This is a genomic window from Paraburkholderia humisilvae (genome assembly GCF_902859855.1).
Classification (GTDB): domain Bacteria; phylum Pseudomonadota; class Gammaproteobacteria; order Burkholderiales; family Burkholderiaceae; genus Paraburkholderia; species Paraburkholderia humisilvae.
Genome location: NZ_CADIKH010000311.1, coordinates 1 through 1,632 on the forward strand (window position 1 = coordinate 1; position 1,632 = coordinate 1,632).

Below are 1,632 nucleotides of genomic sequence, written 5' to 3' on the forward strand. Positions count from 1 at the left end.
ATTTGCCGTGCCCCTTGACGAACCAGTTCGTCCAGACCAAGCCCGACTCCCGATAGACCGACCACTGCTTTTTCCGTATCCTTGCTCATGGTGGATGGTTTGATTTTTTGCCGGTTTCCGACTTCGACAATCAGATTCTCAGCTGAAACCTCCACCGCTTTCAACTTCCCGCCTCAACTCCCCCGTACACCACTTTCGACTTTAGCTCATGACGTATGCGCTGCGGCCGAACCTAGCGGGCCACTCGCGGAACTCGAGATGCGGCGCGCCAATGCCCGGATTTTCTGCAATCAGGTCAGCGGCATCAAGAATGACCGAGGCCGCGCGCTGCGCAGCCTCAGGACTATGCGGGAAAAGGAAATCGTACAGACGCGCCACATCGTCAAGCGCGTCAGGATGCAGATCAACGCGGACATTCGCTACGCTTTCCTGCGGCCAGATCGGCCAGCCACGCCCGCGCCCGCTCATGCGACACTCCCGGCGTACCGGACAGATACGAATCCAGCCGTGCGCGATCAATCTCGACCGACAGAGCATCGGCAAAGACAGCAGCAACATATTCGTCCACCGATCGCCCCGCACGACGTGCAGCCATGACCACAGCCGCTTCCAGCCCATCCGGCAATTCAACCGTCAGCATCGCAACCTCCAACAAAAGACGTTTCAATAATTGTAACTCACGCGGCAGTCGTCGCTCGCCGACCAGAACATGCAGACATACCGCGCCGCCGACTTCCTGTCGGACATTCGCCGTTTTCGTTTCTCGCACAAGTTTCTATACTCCGATCAAGCAGGCGTTATTGATATTCAGGATCGTCTATATGGTCGTTAATCCAACGCTCTGCTTCACCGCTATTGGCAAAAGAATTCTCAAACTGACCAATACCAATCTGCTTGCCATTCGGCAAGGTGATCTGCACCCAAAATTCGCCAAATGGAGCGCCAGCTTTGATTGGAGCCGCTTTGAAAGTGGCCCCCGACGAGTTTACTCTTTCCATGTATTTTCCTTATGCAAACGACGTTTTTGGCCTTGTTCGCAGAGACTTCAAAAATTATCAGATACAAGTTTGATTGCGAACACGGAGTGATACGGTCCCAGCGGGTCATGATGCCGGAAGATCACGTCATAGTTCACCACCCAAATCATGCAGGCGTCACCCGTGCGTCGATTCGTGCCGTTGGGACGATGTGTAAGCGTGATCCACTCGACCGTGACTGATTTCTTCGTCTCCAAGTCAGTAATCAGAAAATTTGGGTCCTGTTCAACATTCCAGCTTGCACCGTACTTCCTATCGAGGACGGGGGTAATCTCATCCCAGTAGTTCTCACCGAATTCCACATCAATCTCGGTGATACGCCCTTTCGAGAACGATATAAATACGCCCACCGGAGAGTTGTTATTGCCGACCCCCAAACCAAATGGAATCCGGCACGAGTCACTGTCGCAAGCTGGACCCACATTCCACTCTTCGATTAGCGTTACCTTTGATGATGTCCCTGACCTTGTCGAGCAGCGATTTAATACTCTTTCTCGCTGGCTTGATCAGCAGCTTGCCGTCGTACTTACGCACGTTCTGGCCAAGGAAATCGAAACCCTCCGCTATATTTGTGATTCTGGTCTTCTCTTCCGAG

4 protein-coding genes and 1 pseudogene are annotated in these 1,632 nt (G+C 53.1%); all 5 read right to left on the reverse strand.

The features are described 5' to 3' along the window. Positions 1-201: 201 nt before the first annotated feature. Positions 202-468, reverse strand: a complete 267-nt coding sequence (locus tag HV796_RS42160) for a type II toxin-antitoxin system RelE/ParE family toxin (protein WP_175233531.1) — start codon at positions 466-468, stop codon at positions 202-204. Then, positions 404-769: a hypothetical protein gene (locus HV796_RS45245; RefSeq protein ID WP_246356399.1), complete on the reverse strand. Its 366-nt coding sequence runs from the start codon at positions 767-769 to the stop codon at positions 404-406. The genes HV796_RS42160 and HV796_RS45245 overlap by 65 nt, the downstream gene beginning before the upstream one ends. A 28-nt stretch (positions 770-797) precedes the next feature. Continuing rightward, a complete protein-coding gene (locus tag HV796_RS42170; RefSeq protein WP_175233533.1) occupies positions 798-998 on the reverse strand; it encodes a hypothetical protein in 201 nt (66 codons plus the stop codon). A 47-nt stretch (positions 999-1,045) separates the two neighbouring features. Next, positions 1,046-1,339: a hypothetical protein gene (locus HV796_RS42175; RefSeq protein WP_175233534.1), complete on the reverse strand. Its 294-nt coding sequence runs from the start codon at positions 1,337-1,339 to the stop codon at positions 1,046-1,048. 97 nt (positions 1,340-1,436) lie between these two features. Next, a pseudogene (locus HV796_RS43815) lies at positions 1,437-1,632 on the reverse strand (hypothetical protein); the annotation flags it as partial.

What these genes read in the sequence shown, in the direction of transcription:
- HV796_RS42160 (WP_175233531.1), bottom strand. Translation starts at nt 468, where the DNA reads ATGAGCGGGCGCGGGCGTGGCTGGCCGATCTGGCCGCAGGAAAGCGTA.
- HV796_RS42170 (WP_175233533.1), bottom strand. Translation starts at nt 998, where the DNA reads ATGGAAAGAGTAAACTCGTCGGGGGCCACTTTCAAAGCGGCTCCAATC.